The organism is Leptospira inadai serovar Lyme str. 10 (genome assembly GCF_000243675.2).
Classification (GTDB): Bacteria; Spirochaetota; Leptospiria; order Leptospirales; family Leptospiraceae; genus Leptospira_B; species Leptospira_B inadai.
The window spans coordinates 561,365-581,366 of the sequence record NZ_AHMM02000015.1 but is presented as its reverse complement, the minus strand read 5'-3'; the positions used below and the strand labels follow the sequence as shown (position 1 = coordinate 581,366).

Genomic DNA, 20,002 nt, shown 5'->3' with positions numbered 1-20,002 from the left:
CTATCTTATTACACAAAGCCGGAATTATATTGGAAATAAGTTTACGACTAAATCGTAACTCGAATTCATTCTAAAAATCGCCGTTTCGAATCCTACTTCCCTATTAAAAATGAATCGATATAGAACGACCTATTTAAATACGCTCCGCGCCCCCTTTGACATATATCAATTCGCTTAGCATGATTTATTTAGGCAGGTTTTAAATCGCATTTGCAAAGCGGTAATTCCTTCTTCCGAAATCGATGATCATTAATAGAATTATAAAAATAGAATTTACGACGACTCGACCACCTCTTCGAGTCCGTCCCGATAGCCTGGATTCTCTTTTCCAAATTCGAAACGATGGATCGAGTCGGGTTCCGCTCGTCCGTAATTCGAAATTGCCGGATACGTTCTTTCGATCATTCCGACGCCTCCCCGGAAGGTATTTTGCGCTCAAAAATAAACCTTTTAAAAAGTCTAATTTCAATCGACGAAACCTTCGCGAACGAAACCCGAGTAAAAATTTTAGATTCCATCGGAACCTACTTCGAGCCCTCTCAAAAAGGACCGTCGTTTATTCTGGTTGACATAACCATTTCGGTAGATCACATGTTTTCTTTAATTAAAATATAGGAGAGATTAGTTTATGGACAAAAGACTAATTTCGATCGGCTTAGGTACATTCCTGCTGCTCGGATCCAGTGCAAATAGCATCTTCGCGGACGGTTATGGAGTTGCCGGATGCGGACTCGGTTCGGTTATTTTTAGCAAGAATACGACCGTTCTTCAAGTATTAGCCGCGACGACAAATGGAACATCCGCGAACCAAACGTTTGGAATTTCCACCGGCTCGCTCAATTGTACGACGGATGGAATCGTAAAGAATGAAAAGGCTCAGGAAATTTTCATCGCTCAAAACTTTGAATCGTTAGAGCGGGAAATGTCCAGCGGAAGTGGGGAAAAATTGAATACCCTTTCGCATCTACTCGGTTGCAGTCCCGAAAGCGCTAACCAACTCGGTTTGTTGGCAAAAACGAACTATGCAAAGCTCTTCGTAAAAGAGACGACTCCATCGACCCTTCTTTCCGCAGTAAAAGACGGTATTCGAGAAGACGAAACTCTATCTCGTAGTTGCAAGATTTAATGGAAAACGACATGAAGAAATTCTTATTAACATTATTAGTTGTCACTCTAGCGATTTTACCGACTTATATCGCGGCAAAAGACGGATACGGAGCCGCAGGTTGCGGACTCGGATCGGTAGTAATCACGGAGAATAAAAAGGTCCACCAAGTCATCGCAGCTACCGTGAACGGTACCTTAGGAAATCAAACTTTCGGAATCTCCACAGGCACCTTGAATTGTAAGACGGCTAGCCTTGCCCAAAAACAAAAAGCGCAGGAAATCTTCGTCCATGTGAACTACCGCTATCTGGAGCAGGAATTCGCTCAGGGAAGCGGAGAAAGAGTCGGCGCATTGGCTTCTTTGATGGGTTGCTCGGATTCGGCGACATTCAGCAGAATCGGGAAAGAGAAGTATGCCGTACTTTTTAATCAGGATTCTCCGGACTCCTTCCTGCAGAAAATAAGACAGGAAGTCTCTTCCAATCAAAAGTTGAATAGTACCTGCCAACTTTGATAGAAAACCCCTTTCGATCCGACGGAAGGGGTTTTATTCTATTGGGCAATAGGACTGCATCAACTATCCAAGGACGAAATAGACGCTCGAATTTCGTCGAGTGGAGAACGGATTTATCCTCCACCGATTTCGTTCATCCTTGACCCTTCCAATAAATTACGAAGCGCATCCTCCGCGTTTAAACTTTTTATAAACAAGCCCGGAAGCGAAAAAGGCCCCCTATTGTATAGCTCGAGTGATAGGAAAAGAATTTCCCCTTCTTTCGCGTAAAATATTTTATCCATGTCCTTACAGCGAAGCGAATAAAAACCGGGATCCAATCGGACTTTTATAAAATCCGCGGAATCCAAACTCCAACTAGCGATCAATGATTTCTTATCCGAGGTGAAGGACCCTTCGTACTGAAATAATTCCACTCGAAAGGACCAAAGAGAGAGCGCCATTCGGGAAGGACGCAGGACGTAGAGTAATGCCCGCGCGTCGGTCGTCTTTTCCAAGGACTGAAATTTGGCGGAGGTCGCACAAGAAGCGAACAAACCGATAAGCCAAATCGTAAACAGAGAAGCGCGTAATTTCTTCAAAAATCTTGTTTCCCCTAGTGGCATTCGGGTAAAATTGACCCCATACCGAGGATTTCTAATGAAAATTGAGTTCACACCGGAGCAATTCGAGACTTTGCTTAAATCCATCGCTATTTCGAGCTGGATGATCAACGCCTTTAACGAAGGCAGCGAAGAAACGACGGCTTATTCCGAACTCGAACAATACATCCTGTCATTCGCAAAGGATTTTGGAAAGCAGGAATTCGTCGACTATGATGCCGCGGATAACGTCTATTATCCGACCCGAAAATTCGAGGATCAAACGGACATCTTCGATATCATCTCCGAATACGATAACGAACTATTTTGGGACGAGTTGATTCATAGGATGGCTCGTCGAGACTTTGCGATCGAATACGGCGAAGACGGAATTGCGGCTATGGCGATCGAAGAAAGAATCGAAAAAGAGGCTCCCTATATTACGAAGTACGAGGAGATCTTTGCCAACCAAGGTTTGGATAATATCGAGATTAAGTGAAGCCGAGACTCGGTATCCTTTCACGTCGAGCAAACGCGTATCGTAATGTCAAGCATGGATAATATCGAACCTACGGGCGTCATCACGATCGAAAGACTCGGGCGGAACCTGCGAGGTTCCGGAAAATTGGGCGGAAAATCCGTCGAAATACCCTACTCTCTCGTAGGAGACGTCTACCGGGTTTTTAAATTCGGAAAACGTAAATTTTTTTATAAATGGCAGGCGGATTCTTTAGAAAAACGTGATGTAGTTCCGAAATGTGCCCACTTCGGCCAATGCGGCGGTTGCTCGGGACAGCATTTGGAATATGCAAAACAGTTCGAATTAAAATTCGAACCGATTCGGCAGGGCCTGTTAGAGCGCGGAATCGAAAATTTTTCCGTTCAACCCGCTGTAGAGCAATACCATTATAGAAACAGAATGGACTTTGCGGTTTTCCCGGATAAAATCGTCGGTCTTAGGATGGCCGGGAATTTCCGAAAAATAATTCTCTTAGATAATTGCGAGATACAATCGGATTGGGCCAACGAGGAATTGAGCCGCATAAAAATATTCTTATCCGAATTTCCCGGCATAGAATACGACAGAAAGAAGGAGATAGGATTCCTAAAATACGTTACTCTTCGTAAATCCGTGTTCACTGACGATTCGATGACGATCTTCACATTTACGGAGGATTTTAAAGAAAATCCTTTATTAGAGAAAGTCGCCGCAGCCGCAAAGCGGATTTCGATCGGTAAAAACCTAGTTTTTTGCTTTAATCGCAAAAAAGGAGAAATATCCGCATCCGGGGAAAGCCTTGTCGTTCGAGGAAAAGACAGCCTGGTCGATATCGTTTTGGACCACAGCTTCCTGATCCCGTTCGACGGTTTCTTTCAACCCAACCCAAAAGAATTTTTGCATATTCTGGATTTTGTAAAGCGAAGGCTTGCCGGTAAGAAAACGCTTATCGACTTATTCTGCGGCAGCGGTTTCTTTTCACTTTTATTCGGCAGGGAATTTCCGAACCTGTTAGGAATCGATGTAATTCCTTCCTCGGTTGCCGCCGGATTGTCCGTACTGCAAAGGGAATTTCCCGATAAGAAATCGGAAATGTTGTCCGTCGACTTATTCCATAAAAAAGGTCTGGAAAAATTGGAAGCGACCGGGCTTCTCCAATCCGACTCGGTGTTAATCGCCGATCCGCCCAGGAGCGGTTTATCTCCCGAACTTTGCGCCCTCTTAAACCGAAGCCGAGTCGGCCAATTTTTCTACGTTTCCTGCAATCCGGAAAAACTACTGGAGGATCTCCGAATCTTATCGGAATCATACGAAATCGAAGATTTACTCATATGCGACCCCTTTCCGCACACCCCTCATTTGGAAGCGGTCGCGCTTTTAATTCCCAAAAATAGCTGAAGGATCCCTCTATTTCGTTCGATACAGTACCCAAAGAGACAAATTCCCAGGGTTCCGAACGATGAAATTTCGCGTCTTATATTCACTTCTACTTATCTCGCTGGCGATCGGCTGCAACACCGTCGTGATTAAGCCCTGGAATCCTCCCCATCAGATGAAGTCGGTGGATAAGATCCGAGTGCTATTGGGAAAAACAGATTCCGATCTGATCATAAAAGCGGATGGAACCATTTCGGTATTCGACGTAAACGATCTTTTGATCAAGCGCGCATATGATATCGTTTCCATCGACGCTCGAAAAATCAAGGCTCCGATCCGCTTCGTCTCCGAAACTACCGGAATCGAATTCAAGGGGAAACGATATCGAGGGGAAATTATTCTACAACCGGATAGATCCGGTACTTCGCTTATCATCAACGCGGTTCCCTTGGAAGAATATTTGTACGCGGTGGTTCCTTCGGAGGTTCCCGCCACTTGGCCTACGGAAGCATTGAAGGCGCAGGCGATCTGCTCCAGAACCTATGCGGTTCGCGAAATGTTGAATAAGAAAGATTCTTCCTACGATGTGGAAGCGACGGTAAGTTCCCAAGCATACGCCGGCTTAGATAAGGAAAATCCGAAAACTACGAAAGCGGTTCGCGAAACCGAAGGCGTTTTGGCGGTTTTCGACGAGGATCCGATTCACACTTTTTTCCATTCGAATAGCGGGGGAAAAACGGAGACCCCGGATCAAGTTTGGGGCGGTAAAAGACTTCCCTATCTGGAATCGGTTTCGTCCCGCTTCGACGACGCAGGAGATAATTTCGTCTGGAAGGAAGTCCTCAATCAGGATAAAATCGATCAGGCCTTAGTGTCCCTGGGAGCGGGTAGTATACATTCCGTCCAAATTTTATCCAGAACCCCGTCCGGAAGAGTGGATTTGATGGAAGTCATAGGCTCGAAAGGAACGAGTCGAATCAAAGGGAAAGAGTTCCGTAGCCTATTGGGCTCTTCCGTAAAATCGCTTCGCTTCGGGATCAAACGCGAGCACGACGGCTTCCTAGTTAAAGGAATGGGATCAGGGCACGGAGTGGGATTAAGTCAATGGGGAAGTTTCGGAATGGCAAAACAAAATTATTCCTATACCGAAATTCTTCGCCATTATTATCAAGGGATCGATTTTGCCCGAATCACGAAATAGAATCGATCGTTCATCGCATAGTCGATTATTTAATTAGACTTCAAACTATTTAATCTTTCGACTATCCGGTTCTTTTCCTTGCATTCGCACACCGGGGACGAAAATAGTCGTATGCTCGGAGCACCCGATCGACTCATCGTCCGCAATCTTAAGAAAGAATATAAAACGGGAAAAGTAACGACGCCCGTTCTAAACGGGATCGATATCGATCTTCCCACCGCGTTCATTACCTTGATGGGACCTTCAGGTTCGGGAAAATCAACTTTTTTGAATATTCTTTCCGGAATCGATTCGGCCGACTCCGGAGAAGTATGGGTGAACGGATTCGATCTGACGAAACTTTCGGAATCCGAACTTACGGAATACCGTCGAAACGACACCGGGATCATATTCCAATTTTTCCACCTCCTCCCCTATTTGGATGCGATAGAGAACGTCGCTCTACCCTTGTATATTTCCGGGTTCGGACGAAAGGCCGCCCGTTCGATTGCGGAGGAAGCGTTAGAAAGGGTCGGCCTTGCAAACAGAAGGACTCATAAACCGGACGAACTTTCCGGAGGAGAGCAACAAAGAGTCGCAATAGCAAGAGCTTTAAGTAAAAAACCTAGTATCGTTTTGGCGGACGAGCCGACCGGAAATTTGGATACGGTCCATGCGGGAAAAGTCTTAGAGCTTTTGCTGGAACTCCAAGAGAAGGAAAAATTCGCGCTCATCCTAGTCACCCACGATAGGGAAATCGGAGCGAAAGGTGAGATCCGATTGAGAATGAAGGATGGACGAATCTATCAGGAGGAAGAAATCCTTCGGTGAGTCTTTATTTACTTTTTCTATTCGAATATTTTAGAACCCATATCCCGCGCGTGGTTTTCGCCTTACTGGGAATTTCCTTAGGCGTGGGATTATTTTTATCCACTACCACCAATGCGGGAAAAGCGGAACGATCCCTAATCGATTTTTCGTTAGGTTATTTTCGAGGCGATTATAAACTCAAGGTCGGAGCCTCGCAACCCGGCCAGACGATCTCTTGGGACACAATATCATATATTTATAATGATCCAAGACTTCGTAAAATCACGAATATCCTACCGAGGAGCCAACGCGAAGCGATCGCATCGGACAACTTAAGGGTTCTTTACCTAGCCATAGATTTGATTAAAGAGACACCGGGAAAATCCCTGCTCGAACAGGACGAGAGAACAAGGACAGCATCTCCCGACAACACGACGTTCGTCTCTCAAGCCGTTTGGGATCGCTATAAGGGAAAACCCTTCGATCTTTTGTTGGACGGAACCAATCGAGAAATCCGAGACTATCTACCGATTAAAACGGAAGGAGGATTTTTGGTCTTTCAGGATTTTTCTCTCGCATCCGCGAATATCGACACCGAAAAAGGGCCCGATTATCTACTCTTGCGTTGTTCGGAAGACGACACGGCCTATATGAAGCGAATTCTAACGGAAGACCTGGGCGGAAATTTTCAGGTCGAAACATCCCGTGAGATTCAGGAAAAATCGGCGAATGCGCTTCGATCCTTTCAACTGAATCTTTTGGTCATCTCGTTCATCTCTCTTCTAATCGCTTTCTTTATGGTCTCAAACACCATGTCCGGTCTTTATTTAAGTCGCGAGAGGGAATTGGGAATCCTAAGAACTCTCGGGTTAGATCATCGAAAAGCCACGTTTTTATTTTTAAGTCAATCTTTGATTTTAGGGATCTTAGGCAGCATCTTAGGGTTAGGCATCGGCGCTTTCTTTTCCAGTTTGGATTTTTTTAGACCGGAATCCACTCTTGTAGATCGATCCTTTTTATCCACATACGGCTCGATACCTGCCGCCGACTATGCTATCGCTTTGCTAGTCGGAATTGCAGGATCCGTTTTTTCCGCTTTGATTCCTTCGTCTAGAGCGGGCAAGATAACTCCTCTCTCCATCTTAAGGGACGCATCCAAAGGCAGTTCCACGTTCGAGGGTAGGAAATTCGCCGTTGCCGGAATCGCATTATTTATTCTTTCTTTAGGAATTTCGAATATACCATCGCCTTGGAAACTCCCGCTGCCCGGGCTTTTAGGAATCGGCGGAATCGTAATCGGGATTACCCTCACGTTCCCTTTCTGCATAAAAACGATCACGAGTATGCTGATTCTCCTATTAGAAAAAGGGGATTCTACCTTTCCTTTTCTAAAAATCGGCCTGGAGGAATTGAAGGAAAATCCGGGAAGAAATACTCTAACTGCGGCGACCGTCATGCTTTCGGTTTCCTTAGTTCTCTGTTTGACAATTTTAACCGATAGCTATAAGCGGTCGCTGAACGACTGGGTGGACTCCGAATTTCCATCGGACATTACGGTCATCAACAACCGCTTTTTTTATTCCGGAATACACGGAGGCGTACCGAGAAACCTATTGGCAAAAATCGCGGATTTGAAGATCACCGCTTATCTTGACGGTTTTTTGGTAAATACCCGCTTTGAAACCGATAAGGGAGTTTTTACCGTTCACGCCTACGATTTCGATGCATACGCTGCGAGAAGCGACGGTCCTGAAAAATTAGTTCGGGAGGAAACCGATATTCTCGTTTCTTCCAATATGGCATTCCTCCATAAATTGAAAGTGGGGGACTCGCTTATTTCCGGAACTCCCACCGGTCCGAAAAAATTCGTCGTTCGGGGAATCAAGGAGCATTTCTTCTCCGAGAGAGGAACCGTTATGATGGATATTCGTTCCTACGAAAAAATATTCGGAATTCGTTCCCTGAATTCCATCAAACTTTTTCTGAAAAACGAATTTAAGACCAAAGAAGGAGTCGCAACCGCAAAGCAAGAATTACGGAGATTATTCGCGTCCGACCCGACTTTCTCCGATCTGGCTCTCTTGGATTCCTCCCAGCTTCGGGAGCTCTATTTGTACGAAGTGAACAAAGTTTTTAGAGTTCTGGATTCCTTAAAAATCACGGCGCTATTCATCACTCTCATCTCTCTCCTGTCATCCTTGATGCATAATTTATTCGATAAACAAAGACTTCTAGGTTTGCTAAAATACTTAGGCGCCTCCCGCTCTCAATTGGCCGCGATTATTCGGGCCGAAGCCATTTTCTTAACCGGTTTCGGCGCGATTTTCGGAATTCTAGCCTCCTTAGTTATGGCCCCGATCATCCTTTATGTGATAAACCGAAATGCATTCGGTTGGACTTTGACGTTCACATTTCTCCCTTGGATGCCCATGACGATCATGATCGCGGCTCCGATTTTGGGTTGGCTAGCTTCTTTTTATCCCCTTCGCATTCTGAAACGTTTGAATTTTAAACTAAGTCCGGAATAGGAAGAATTTAAATTACTTCGTATGACGACTAGCATAGAAAAAGAGTTAAATCTCTCTTGATTGAAAAATAGAGGGAATTAAGCTACCAAAACGATGGGAACTTCGCTCGCAACCGCCCTTGAATTAGCCGAAGAAATAAGAAAGGTCAACGCTCAAGAGGATAACCGAATTCCCTACTCAGATACCTTCCTCAAGGATATGATGTCTTTTTTTTCCAGGGAAACCGCGCAAATCAGAGAAATCTTGGAGGTATTACGGGAAGCGAAATATATTTTCATCATTAAAGTCGTTCTTCCCGACGCGGCCCATAACGCTAAAAATCAGGACCCGGGAGTGGATGCCTACATCTATGCCGACTCCAAAATCGTAAGCGACCTTAGGTCGTATTCGGAGAAAAAATTAGAGAAAGCCTACGAAGCTACTTATTATAAACGGAAGTCCCCCTTTCAAATCACCCGCGAATTGTTTCCTAAAATCAAGGAGCATAATAACACTCCGTTAGGACGATATGTAAACGTCGTCGTCATGCTGGAAGAATATCAGAGAGTCCTTACTGCAGCCCCGAACGAATATGAGGACGCACGTCGTAGAAATAATCTTGCCGCATTACTGGAACAATCGGGAACTCCCGCTACGATAGCAAGAGACATTCCCGAATATGAAATCGGTCCGTCGATCGGAAGTCACGGAACGAAGCGAGCCGCGGATAGAGTCGCTTCCAACGAAATTCTTATCAATCCCAAAAACCCTTGGTCCAGATTGACCTCGAAGTTCTCCTCCGAGTTCCTGATTCGAATTCACCTCAGAAAATACGAATTCGATACGGTTAAAAAACTCATTCAAGGCGGAAAGATAGCGGAATACGATGAATTAAAATTCGTCCGCGATACGCTGCAGGTAATGGAAAGTCACGTTCACCTGGATCCTCTACTCAATAATTTCTTATCGGAAATGACGGAGCTGCGCCGATTAGCTCAGAAGAAAATGAACATCCTAAAAGGAATCACGAATTCGGGCCCGATAGGCCCAGGTTAAACCAATCCGAAATATCTCGCAACCAGCACGATTAAAAGGATCAGAAGTGTGAATATGTATCTTCTTCGCGCCGTTTGGCCCGTATTCATTCTATCCTTAGGCCAATACAGTAAGAACAAAAGAGTGTTGGCAGTTGCGACTATATAAATCGCATCCAGTTTCAGATGCCAAGGACCGAATAAATAAGCCAGGATGGTTCCGAACGTCGGTAGGAATGCGAGAGGTGTTTTCCAAGTGAGAACGCGGGAATCCTCGTCGAAGACCACCGCTTTTTTACCGGATTTTTTTTCCAATTCGGCAAGAAACTCGTCCATCGACTCTAAATTCAAAATCGGGACGTACGTTCCTTGTTTTGTGATTAACAGAATTCGTTGGTATCCTCTAAACGTATCCTTCTCTATTCCGTTCACCTCCCGCAAATCGAATTCCATGCATTGACCTTTAGGGTTCCATTGCTTGAGACTGTTTCCGGATAATTCCACTTTAGAACCTTCTAAAGTTTTTAATTGTCTCGAATAATTCTTAACGAGTAAAAAAATCAAAAGCCCGCCTAAAACCGCAAACATCGTCAAAAAAGATTCCCGACTCTCCGGAGAAACTTGGTGAAAATTTACGCCTAAAAAAAGCAGGAACACGAAGACCACCATTCCGGTCCGCTGCATCAATTTTTTACGAAAAGCAGGAACGTCGTACGTGTAGCTTGCCATTGCTTACTCCAAATTTCCGAATTCCGATTTTTTAAAAATAGGATGTACTCGAATTCCGTCCGCTTCGATCGCTTGCCTTCCGCCTTCTTCCCTATCTAAAATACAGATGCAAGCCGTTACATCCAAGCCGGAATCCCGGAGACTCTTTACCGCCTGTAGAGTCGAACCGCCGGTGGTTATCACGTCGTCCACGACCACACAGGACTTCACCGCATTCACAGCGCCTTCCACCAGATTTTTTGTTCCATGCTCCTTCGCTTGTTTTCTGACGATTAAGGGAAATACGTTTCTGGTCTGTCGTCTGAATTCAAGAGCGATTCCGTAGCAAATCGGGTCCGCCCCCATGGTTAGACCGCCGTAAGCTTCCTGTTCGGACAATCCCGAGCTCGGAATATGTCTTTCCACAATATATCTACATAGCAGTTCCAATCGTTCCGGGTGCAACGTGATTTCCTTGCAATTAAAGTAATGTCTAGACTTTCTTCCGCTTGCCAACGTAAAGGGTTCTTCCCTAAATCGATACGCGTGATTCTGTACGAGTCTAAATAATTCCTCTCTCACCTTTGCATCCTCCGCGGTGTTTCGGGCCGCTTTTCCATAATAAGAACGATCTCCGAACGAAAAACCGCTTTTTCTAAATTCGGAAAAAATCCGAAAAACGGAAACTTTTCCGCAACCTACCGAACGGCTTTCGCTCATATAAAGCAAACCAAGACCGGATTACCGATATGGAACAAACGAAAAAAATTGCGCTAAAAACTACCATCTTTCTGATAGCCACTCCGATTATCGGGGTGTTTGGCACGGCCGCACTTCTCTTAACGAGAGGAATACCGACCTATACTTGGCTTGCATTCGCTTTTATGCTAGTTGCAACGGGGCTTTCGATAACGGCCGGGTATCACCGTCTTTTCTCGCATAGAGCCTATAAAGCGGCTCTTCCTGTCCGTCTTTTCTATATTTTCTTCGGTGCCGCCGCATTTCAACAATCCGTTATCGAATGGAGTTCCGATCACAGAATTCACCATAGATATGTGGATAAGGACGAAGATCCTTACTCGATCACCAAAGGTTTTTGGCATGCCCATATCCTTTGGTTATTTAAGGATCGAAGCTACAGAGAACCGACCAATGTCACGGATCTTTGGGAAGATAAATGGGTCAAATTCCAACACGATCATTATTATACGGTTGCGATTTTCATGAATTTCATTTTGCCGATGCTGGTCTGCGGGCTTTGGGGAGACTGGCTAGGCGGACTGATCGTAGTGGGAACTCTTAGAGTCGCGATCAATCACCACTTCACGTTTTTCATCAACTCGTTGGCGCATTACAAGGGAGCTCAACCGTATTCGGATAAGCACACCGCTAAGGACAATTGGTTCATCGCTCTCTTCACTTTCGGGGAAGGATACCATAACTACCATCACGAATTCCAGGCGGATTATAGAAACGGAATCCGCTGGCACGATTATGATCCGACCAAATGGCTGATTAATATCTTTTCCTATCTAGGACTTGCAAGCGATCTAAAGACCATCTCGGATGAGCAGATTCTTCGTAAGAAAATGATCATGGATGAAAAGAGGCTTCGTAACAAACTGGAAGTTAAATCCGAATCTTTAGCTCCGGGATTCGAAGAAAGATTGGAATCCCTGCGTAAGACCGTGCAGGAAAGACAACTTCGCTTACTCGCTCTCAAAACCGAAAAAGAGGAAGTCGATAAAAAGGCCGTAAAAGACGCTCAGTCTGATTTCAAAGTGGCATTAAAGACCTGGAAGCGTTTCGTATCCGGAGATTTGGCCCTAGTATAAGAATTCACTGTACCTGATCCCAGCATTGCCCTCCCCTAAAAAGGAGGGTTTTCTTTTCAGAGGTCAGAAGACTGACGCGTTCGCTTTCAGAGGACAGACGACTGAAGACAGATGCGCTCGCTTCGCTCGCGCTAGACAGAAGCTGCTAGATGTTGGAAATGCTGGGGTAGGAGGAAGAATCTACTATGTTTTTTAATTTATTAACAAGTCATTTACACACTTGAGCTGTCACCCCCCTGATACCCCCGCATCGAAAATCCAGTAACACCTCGCTCCAACATAATTCGTTTTCAGAGGACAGACGCGTTCGCTTTGCTCACGCTAGACAGAAGCTGCTAGATGTTGGAAAGGCTGGGGTAGGAGGAAGAATCTACTATGTTTTTTAATTTATTAACAAGTCATTTACACACTTGAGCTGTCACCCCCCTGATACCCCCGCATCGAAAATCCAGTAACACCTCGCTCCAACATAATTCGTTTTTAAAAAATTGTTGTCAGGGTAATAGGAATAATTTTCTGTCCTCTGTCCTCTGTCCTCTGTCCTCTGTCCTCTGTCCTCTGTCCTCTGTCCTCTGTCCTCTGTCCTCTGTCCTCTGTCCTCTGTCCTCAGCCTTCTGACCCGCCCGATTGAATCACATCCACTTCGACTTTTAATTTATGCTTTCCGCCGCCGAAAAGGATTCCTCGTAGCGGAGAAACATCGGAAAAATCCCGCCCCAAGGAAGTATAAATGTATTCTTCCGTTATGCTTTTACCGTTGGTCGGATCAAAATCAAACCAACCCAATCCCGGACAGTAAACGGAGATCCAAGCGTGCGTCGCATCGCTACCTCTTAATTTCGGTTTGCCGGGCGGCGGATACGTTTCGATATAACCGGATACGTACCGACAAGGAAATCCCATGGAGCGAAACGCGGCGATGGATAAATGAGTGAAGTCCTGACAAACTCCCTCTTTTTTATCCAGCACTTCTTCCAAAGGCGTATATATATTCGTACTCCCCGCTTTGAATTTGAATTCTTCCCGGAACCGCATCACGTATTCCAATACCGCTTCCAAATAGGGTTTATTCAAAGGGAGAAAACGGTTTAAGAATTCGGAATATACCTCGGATCGAAGAACGAATAGGGAATCCCCGATAAATTCGAGCGCTTCCATTTCCTCTTTTGTGGAGCAATCGTTCAGGGACCGTAAAACCTCGTAGCCTGTAGGAGAGTTTGAAAACCGAGTAGGGACGGAATTCGTGGATACTTTAGCCTCGGCGAGGACGGAAAGAACGGTATGAGGTTCGTCTACGGAAAAAGAATAAACCGTATTTCCGAAATAATCTCTCCGAAATTCGGTTAGCTTAGGTTTCGGCTCGACAGTGATCCTGAGTTCCCGGCAAATCTGACGATCGTTAGAGTCGGGACATAGGTGAGCCAAATTTAAACAATGCGCGACCGGCTTTTCATATGTATAATGCGTCAGATGGCGTACCGAATATTCAGCCATACGGTCCTCCCAGGCGAACCTGATTTTCCACGTACCGGAAATACTTCTTAGCGAACGCATCCGCCACCGCTTTCAACTGTAGGAAGATATCGTCCAACCAGCGTCGCAAACCTCCCGCCGGATCGGCGTACTCGAATAATCGTTTGGCATCCTCTTCCTTAAATCTAGCCACAAGTTCGTTGAAAAGTCGAACTTCCTCCGGAAGCTCCCCGTTGATTCCGGGAATCATCAACGCGTTTTCTCGGATCCGGGATAATTGATAAGCCAGAGACCTAGGATTCGTCTCGTCGAATAATAGAATATCGATTACCGACTCCGCTTCGATCCTATATTTATATCTTCTGCGATACGTTATTCGAATATCATTTACGTTTAATAGACTCTCGAAAATCCCTTTATTATAAAGAGTCGTCCGGTCGATTACGGAAAGCAATACTCTTGCTAAGAATTGAGAGCGCTCCAGCCGTTTTCCCAAATCCAGGAAGTGGTATCCGGTCTCGCGGCTCATGTTCTCGGAGGATAATCCGGATAAGGAAGAAAGAAGAGTGACTAATATTTGCAGGTATTCTAGAATTTCTCCGTAGGAAGAATCGCTCGGAGATTCGCTTTCAATCTGTGAAATCAAATATCTGGTATCGTCGGAGATGCGGTCCCGGACGGATTTAGTGGTTCGGACAAAGAAATTCAAATCGTGACGGATACTTCCCGACGAGTAGTGCGAGGTAACCATTTCGTAGACTTTATCGCGGATCGCTTCCAGGGACCCGGACCCGATTGCCTCGTCGAATCCTCCGGAAAAATTCGAAACTTGGCTTAAGATTCCGAGGAGAACGGAGGACTGGTCTCTTTCGTAGGACTCTTCCGATTCGAGAATTTTATTGACTCCTTCTCGAACGAGCCTAGCCATATTTTCCGCGCGTTCCGCATAACGTCCCATCCAGAACATATTGTCCGCGACGCGACTCGGAACCCCTCCCCCTTTTCGTTTGAGAGGGATTCGTTCCACATTGCCCGGAAGAAGAGTGATATCCTTCTTTTCTTCCGAAGATAAGATCCAGAGGTCCTTGGATACGGCCCCTCTTTGATTCGTAACGATAAGCTCGTCATGTTTCGGCGCTACACGAACTAACCCGCCGGGCATACTCGAGTATCCGTTTTCGGACAGGCAGGAAAAAGTCCTTAAAACGGATTTTCCTACCAGTAATCCTTCCGAATTTCCGGAGAAAACCGGGCAGGTTGATCCGCTTAGAATTTCCTGAGCGACGTATTTCTCCGGCTTGGCGTTAATTTTTGCTCTCCAGTCGTCGCGCTCTGACGGAGAAAGTTGGGACAAAAATACGGAAGGCTCGAAGGAAGAGCGAACGGCGGGTTTTAAAACGTATTTTTCGTAATTCGAAAAAACTTCCGCTCGGGACGATTCTTCCCCCATCCAATGAGTCGTTACGTTCGGGAGAATTAAATCCTCACCTAGATAAAATTTACATAATGCGGGTAAATAAGCATGCAAAGCGCGATTTTCAAGAAAACCCGAGCCGATAGGATTCGCGACCACGATCGTCCCTGCTCTTACCGCTCCTAGGATTCCGGGAACTCCCAATAAGGAATCTCCCTTTAGTTCGAGCGGATCCATAAACCAATCGTCGACTCGACGAAAAATAACGTCCACCTGCTGTAAGCCTTCCACCGTTTTTAGGAAAACCTTATTTTCACGAACGGTCAGATCTTCGGCCTGAGCCAAAGTAAAGCCGAGATATCCGGCCAAGTAGGCGTGTTCGAAATACGTTTCATTTCCGGGGCCGGGCGTCAAAAGTACGATCAACGGATCGCGATCCTTTGCAGGAGACAAATTATATAATGTTTTTCTTAAGGATCTAAAATATAGGGCAACCCGATGAACTTGAGAATCGCGATAAACGGAAGGAAAAATCCTGGATAAAACGATACGGTTTTCGAGAGCGTAACCGGAACCGGACGGAGCCTGAACTCTATCTCCGATTACGAAAAAATTACCGTCCCTATCCCGACTAATATCCGTTGCGACGAACGCCAATCGAAACGTCGAATTATCGTAAATCGGCGAGCAAGCGCGTAAAAATCCGCCGGAATGAAACAGCACTTGCGGGGGAATTTTACGTTCGTATAAAAGTTTTCGAGGACCATAAACATCTTTGAGAATTTCATCCAGTAATTCGGATCGTTGGATCAAACCCCTTTCGATTTGATCCCACTCTTTGCTTTCCATTAAAAGCGGGAATAAATCCAAGGACCAGATTCTTTCACGGTCGTCGCCGTAAACGTTATACGTGACGCCGTTCTCGCGAAGGATCCTGAGACTGTCTTCCTTTCTACGACGTAATTCCGAAGGACCTAAATGATCGAAAGACCGAAGAAGAAAATCGTATTTTTCGCGAGGTGTTCCTTGATGAGAGCATACCTCGTCAAAAATTCCGGAGACGGGAAAATACCCGGATAAGAGACTATTGTTCTGGGAAGCTTGCTGGCTCATCTTCCGAGAGTCATTTTCCGGTCCGGTCCGGATTTTTTCCATCCTTTCGAACTACCCGAGATCGTTTTTACGCGGAGGAAAAGCCCCTTAGGAGCAAATCTATAGGTCCTTTTTTAACGGCAAGAACGAATTCCGGAGGAGGCTCCCGAACCCTCCTCCGAAACGGAGCGGAAATTTAATCCAATTTCAGCGTGGCCCCTATATTGATCTGACGGTACGGTCCTTGCTGGATTCCGACCGGGAGTCTTCCCGAAATATAAACTCGGTCCTCAAGATTTTTGCCATTCACGAATATCGACCACCTTCCTCCGGGGAGCTCGTATCCGAAGTCCGCATTCCAAATCCCGTACGCCGGCACCACTCCTTGGCTACCGTCAGCACTCTGATTTTTCGTGTTTTGCAAATCGGAATACTGTTTATCGAAATGTTGGTATTCGACTCTTGCGTAAAACCCGCGGGGGCTTTTGAAGCCGATCGCAGTAATGACCGTCTGCATCGGAACATACGGCAGATAGTTTCCGCTCGTATTCACTTTGATCACGTTTCCGGAGGAATTGACGCTGAATAACGGTTGATTGGTTACGCTAACCGTGCCGTCCGAATTTTGAATCGTTCCTACCGGAACATATGTCGTCGAAATCGCATGAGTATAAGAATACGCGATTTCGAGAGGTATCTCCCAGCGGGACTCGGCGAATTTCCCGAAATCGAATACGAAATTACTTTCCACACCGCGGTTTACCGACTTCCCGGCGTTGATAGGAACCGCCCCGATCGAGGAACCGGCTTCATTCGTGTTCACAATCTGGTTGGAAAAGAATAACGCATATGTGCTTACTTGAGTATAAAAGTATTTTGTAATATTTCCTCTAACACCCGTTTCGTAGTTATTGGATCTTTCCGCGTTCAGTTTATACCCTAACCCTAACGAGGGGTTCAAGATGGTGGAGAAGGAAGGTGGAGCAAAGGCGGTATGAGCCCCCGCAAACCACATGAACTTTTCCATCAAATCATAGGTAATCCCGAAGCCCGGTAAAACCACTTTCGTATAACTTTCATTGGCCTGATTTACGAGAATATTTTGTCCGACCGTAGTGGCCAATCCGTAAGCTACATCCGTAGTCGTGGCGAATTTTCGATGAGTGTATACTCCCTGGGAAATATATTCATAACGCACTCCCGGAATAATTTTCAATCGTTCGGTCAGCTTAATCGAGTCCTGAACGTACGTAGCATACGCTTTCGCATTCCGGGTCTGCTGTTGAGTCGTGAGTCCTTGGTTCATCGTCGGATACGGAAATTGATTATAAGCGGCGTTTACGGTTTCGTAATGTGCCCTTGCACCGACGGAGATTTCGTGTTCTAGACCGAAGGTAACAAACTTACCTTCCAGTTTCGATTCCAATCCGCCAGTCCGAAAAAATTGGTGTCGATTGGGAGTGGTATTCAACATATAAATCACATCCCCGGGACGGTTTCCGATCGGCGCGGGAGCATACACGGCAAAAACGTTTCCGGTCGGCGGAGTCGGGAGCCCCAGCTCGTTCGCGCTATTATAAGAATAGGATTCCTGCTTAAAATCGAATCCCACATTGGTCCAGTACGAACGGGTAATCAATTTCCAATTTTCGCTGAACGCGTGATCGTGACCGATAACTGCAGCTTGACGCTCTATGTGTTTTCTATCGAAACGAGCCGGGTTGATTTTCGGGTCTTTCCAATATAATCCTTGGGTTAATCCCAGGTACGTGGCTTGCGAATCTTGTTGGTAGACTTGATACTTTAAAAAAACCGTATCCTTGTCTCCGATTTTTTGCATCAGTTTAACGTTAAAGTCGTTAACGTTAAAACCTTGGTAATTTCTATATCCGTTTCCTTGGGTATGTAAATAGGAAACGTCGTAAGCCGTATTCGTGTTCTGAACCGTTCCGCCGTACTGAACCAAATTGGAAGCGTAACCGTTGGTCCCCCCGATCAATTTCAAGTTTAGAGTCGGTTTTTCGGGCGGCTTTCGAGTCACGAAATTGACGATACCACCTAGAGTCGTGGGACCGAACAGGATGGAACCGGAACCCTTAACGACCTCCACTCTTTCCATTCTATCTATATGAGGAATAAAATAACTTTCGGGTTGTCCGTACGGACTCAAAGAAGTAAAAACACCGTCTTCTAAAATGAGAGTCTTCCGAGATTCCTCGTTGCTCACTCCTCGAAACGCGATGTTCGGCGTAAGACCCACCGCATCTTGGTATCGAATCGTCGCACCGGGAACCCTTCTCAAAGCTTCCATCGAATCGATCGGACTCGTTTCCTTCAGAATTTTCTTTCCGATGACGTTAGCCGATCCGGGAATTTTTTTTAGATCCTCGTCCTTGGATCCGATCACGTTGATCTGTCCGCTTTCTAAAAACCTACGCCGCTTTTCGTTGATATCTTCCTCTTCCTTGGAAGGCTGCTCCTTGGTTTCGGTTCCGTCCTTAGACTTTTCTTCTCCGTTGTTCCCGTTCGGTTGGGAAAGGATCGCGGCGATCGGAAGAAGAAGGAATAAACATAGAATGAGCGTACGCAAATGGGATTTGTACGCCATCAATCCCCATCCCCTGTCTTTCCTGATACGACGCCGCTACCCACGATAGCCGCGAGTTGCGTATTCAAAATCGTCAGTAAGGTATTTAATTGAGTCACGGCTTGTATGATTGCGGCCATATTACCTGCGCCAACACTGTTAAACGAATTTAACGTGGATTCTAAGAGGGAAATTTGAGTCCTTGCTTGGGTATCCAGACTAGGACTATAAAAAGTTACATAGTCGGACAGACCGATCCCCCCGCCCCCTAAGTAGAACGTCTTGAAGGAAGAAAGATTGTTCCGAAGGTTCTGTATGCTGTTGCCCGAAAAACGGGACTCCGACAAACTAAGATTGATAACGGACCCGTTTCCTCCTTTTGCAAGGCCGGCGGGCGCTTCCAACTTGCCGTCCTTCATCGTGCTTAATTCCCGAATAGCGCTGGCAAAGACCGTATTGAATGCTCCCGCAGAATTCGGAAAAACCGTTGACCCGTTCCCGGCTGTCGCGAGTTGTTCCCCGTACGGGGAGGCACCGTTCGGAGCCCAGGCGGCGGCAAGAGCGGCAACGTTTGCCGCATAATCGTTCACTAATGCCAATAAAAGTTGGTAGCGACTCGCACTCATGTCCGAGCAGGAAAGAGCACTAGCACCGTAACTGGCAGGCTTTACATAAATGACATATTCGATAGCGGGGAGACCTTTCGCATCCTTATCTAAAGTGCCGATATAGGCTGCTGCCGTACCGGAGAAGCCGGGAGATGCATCCAAATCGTCCATATCGCCGTTACTTGGCGGCGATTCCGGACTGACCGTCTTCGTCGCTTCTCCAGGCCAAGCATCGAATAGAGGATAATATGTATTGGAAGGCCCGAAGCGATATAGCTCGACCTTTTTTACTGCGGAAATATTCGCAAGCCAGGAAGCCTGCACATTAGAGAGAGTACCCGCGTTACAAGAGGACAAGGCCGTGGCTTTCGTCACTAAATCCTGAGCCTTACTATTTAGGTCGGCATATAATGGAGGAATAATATTCCGACCCATGTTTTGCAAAAAGGGCTTAGGATCGTAGGAATTAAACATCGCATAGAGAAATCCGTTAACAAGCGAAGAATCACTCGAGGACGCGTTCCTAGGATTGCAGGAAAGCACGGAGAAAAATAGAATGGTGGAGGTAAGAATGGTTCCGCAACCGGAAAAAATTCTACGCAAATAATAGGATCTTTTGAAAGGAAGTTCCCCAAAGGAACGAAAACCCGAACGATTCATCGTTTCGCCTCAGACGT

17 protein-coding genes are annotated in these 20,002 nt (G+C 45.9%); 9 read left to right on the top strand and 8 right to left on the bottom strand.

Annotation, left to right across the window (positions count from 1 at the left end; all coding sequences use genetic code 11):
- Nucleotides 1-273: 273 nt before the first annotated feature.
- Nucleotides 274-405, bottom strand: a complete 132-nt coding sequence (locus tag LEP1GSC047_RS22335) for a hypothetical protein (RefSeq protein WP_020988247.1) — start codon at nt 403-405, stop codon at nt 274-276.
- Between the two features lie 223 nt (nt 406-628).
- On the opposite strand from LEP1GSC047_RS22335, the gene LEP1GSC047_RS06450 reads away from it, so the two are divergent.
- Nucleotides 629-1,126, top strand: coding sequence for a DUF3015 domain-containing protein (locus LEP1GSC047_RS06450; RefSeq protein ID WP_010411545.1), 498 nt, complete (start codon nt 629-631; stop codon nt 1,124-1,126).
- Between the two features lie 11 nt (nt 1,127-1,137).
- Nucleotides 1,138-1,620, top strand: a complete 483-nt coding sequence (locus tag LEP1GSC047_RS06445) for a DUF3015 family protein (protein WP_020988487.1) — start codon at nt 1,138-1,140, stop codon at nt 1,618-1,620.
- A gap of 113 nt (nt 1,621-1,733) precedes the next feature.
- On the opposite strand, the gene LEP1GSC047_RS06440 is transcribed toward LEP1GSC047_RS06445, so the two are convergent.
- On the bottom strand, nt 1,734-2,201 hold the full coding sequence (locus LEP1GSC047_RS06440; RefSeq protein ID WP_010411549.1) for a hypothetical protein: 468 nt from the start codon (nt 2,199-2,201) through the stop codon (nt 1,734-1,736).
- 58 nt (nt 2,202-2,259) lie between these two features.
- On the opposite strand from LEP1GSC047_RS06440, the gene LEP1GSC047_RS06435 reads away from it, so the two are divergent.
- The 6 genes from LEP1GSC047_RS06435 to LEP1GSC047_RS06410 all read left to right on the top strand — a co-directional run bounded on the left by LEP1GSC047_RS06435 (nt 2,260) and on the right by LEP1GSC047_RS06410 (nt 9,630).
- Nucleotides 2,260-2,700, top strand: coding sequence for a hypothetical protein (locus LEP1GSC047_RS06435; protein ID WP_010411551.1), 441 nt, complete (start codon nt 2,260-2,262; stop codon nt 2,698-2,700).
- Nucleotides 2,701-2,754: 54 nt separating this feature from the next.
- A complete protein-coding gene (locus LEP1GSC047_RS06430) occupies nt 2,755-4,098 on the top strand; it encodes a class I SAM-dependent RNA methyltransferase (protein WP_010411553.1) in 1,344 nt (447 codons plus the stop codon).
- Nucleotides 4,099-4,159: 61 nt separating this feature from the next.
- The gene (locus tag LEP1GSC047_RS06425) at nt 4,160-5,278 is read left to right on the top strand and encodes a SpoIID/LytB domain-containing protein (protein ID WP_010411555.1); all 1,119 of its coding nucleotides are present in this window, start codon (nt 4,160-4,162) and stop codon (nt 5,276-5,278) included.
- Nucleotides 5,279-5,389: 111 nt separating this feature from the next.
- On the top strand, nt 5,390-6,088 hold the full coding sequence (locus tag LEP1GSC047_RS06420) for an ABC transporter ATP-binding protein (RefSeq protein WP_010411557.1): 699 nt from the start codon (nt 5,390-5,392) through the stop codon (nt 6,086-6,088).
- Nucleotides 6,085-8,595 (top strand): FtsX-like permease family protein, encoded by a 2,511-nt coding sequence (locus LEP1GSC047_RS06415; RefSeq protein WP_010411559.1) that lies wholly within the window; start codon nt 6,085-6,087, stop codon nt 8,593-8,595. Before LEP1GSC047_RS06420 ends, LEP1GSC047_RS06415 begins: the two co-directional genes overlap by 4 nt.
- 93 nt (nt 8,596-8,688) lie before the next feature.
- On the top strand, nt 8,689-9,630 hold the full coding sequence (locus tag LEP1GSC047_RS06410) for a hypothetical protein (protein ID WP_010411561.1): 942 nt from the start codon (nt 8,689-8,691) through the stop codon (nt 9,628-9,630).
- Here LEP1GSC047_RS06410 and LEP1GSC047_RS06405 read toward each other — a convergent pair.
- Nucleotides 9,627-10,337 (bottom strand): hypothetical protein, encoded by a 711-nt coding sequence (locus LEP1GSC047_RS06405; protein ID WP_010411562.1) that lies wholly within the window; start codon nt 10,335-10,337, stop codon nt 9,627-9,629. The two genes, LEP1GSC047_RS06410 and LEP1GSC047_RS06405, sit on opposite strands and share 4 nt — an antisense overlap.
- A gap of 3 nt (nt 10,338-10,340) precedes the next feature.
- Nucleotides 10,341-10,898 (bottom strand): orotate phosphoribosyltransferase, encoded by a 558-nt coding sequence (pyrE, locus tag LEP1GSC047_RS06400; protein ID WP_039934360.1) that lies wholly within the window; start codon nt 10,896-10,898, stop codon nt 10,341-10,343.
- 167 nt (nt 10,899-11,065) lie between these two features.
- On the opposite strand from pyrE, the gene LEP1GSC047_RS06395 reads away from it, so the two are divergent.
- Entirely contained in the window at nt 11,066-12,151 is a 1,086-nt protein-coding gene (locus LEP1GSC047_RS06395) for an acyl-CoA desaturase (RefSeq protein WP_010411565.1), read from the top strand.
- A 606-nt stretch (nt 12,152-12,757) separates the two neighbouring features.
- Here the strand turns inward: LEP1GSC047_RS06395 and LEP1GSC047_RS06390 are convergent.
- The 4 genes from LEP1GSC047_RS06390 to LEP1GSC047_RS06375 all read right to left on the bottom strand — a co-directional run bounded on the left by LEP1GSC047_RS06390 (nt 12,758) and on the right by LEP1GSC047_RS06375 (nt 19,985).
- On the bottom strand, nt 12,758-13,645 hold the full coding sequence (locus LEP1GSC047_RS06390; protein WP_010411567.1) for a transglutaminase family protein: 888 nt from the start codon (nt 13,643-13,645) through the stop codon (nt 12,758-12,760).
- On the bottom strand, nt 13,638-16,151 hold the full coding sequence (locus LEP1GSC047_RS06385) for a circularly permuted type 2 ATP-grasp protein (RefSeq protein WP_020988387.1): 2,514 nt from the start codon (nt 16,149-16,151) through the stop codon (nt 13,638-13,640). Before LEP1GSC047_RS06385 ends, LEP1GSC047_RS06390 begins: the two co-directional genes overlap by 8 nt.
- A gap of 175 nt (nt 16,152-16,326) precedes the next feature.
- On the bottom strand, nt 16,327-18,738 hold the full coding sequence (locus tag LEP1GSC047_RS06380; RefSeq protein WP_010411571.1) for a TonB-dependent receptor family protein: 2,412 nt from the start codon (nt 18,736-18,738) through the stop codon (nt 16,327-16,329).
- Entirely contained in the window at nt 18,738-19,985 is a 1,248-nt protein-coding gene (locus LEP1GSC047_RS06375) for an imelysin family protein (protein ID WP_010411573.1), read from the bottom strand. Before LEP1GSC047_RS06375 ends, LEP1GSC047_RS06380 begins: the two co-directional genes overlap by 1 nt.
- Nucleotides 19,986-20,002: the final 17 nt, after the last annotated feature.